Raw genomic sequence first — 235 nt, forward strand, 5'->3', positions numbered from 1 at the left:
CCCGGGTGCCCGAGGCGTGGAGTTCGGCGACGAGGTGCTCCGTGGTGTCGGAGGGGGCCTCCGGCGCGACGGTCAGCAGCAGGTGTTCGGCCCCGGCCCCGGCGAGCCGGCGGGCCAGGTGCGCGCCAGGTCCGTGGGTGCCCGCGGTGATCAGGACGGTGCCCCGTGTCGGCAGGCCGGCGGAGGCGGTGCCGTCACCGCCCCGCGGGGCACGCACCAGCCTGCGGGCGAAGAG

1 protein-coding gene is annotated in these 235 nt (G+C 78.7%); it reads right to left on the minus strand.

Annotation, left to right across the window (positions count from 1 at the left end; genetic code table 11):
- Positions 1–235: KR domain-containing protein (locus tag KVT14_RS21495; RefSeq protein ID WP_217617399.1), on the minus strand; the 235-nt coding region annotated here is incomplete at both ends.

The sequence above is a fragment of the Cellulomonas sp. GbtcB1 genome, from assembly GCF_019091725.1.
Taxonomy (GTDB): domain Bacteria; phylum Actinomycetota; class Actinomycetes; order Actinomycetales; family Cellulomonadaceae; genus Cellulomonas.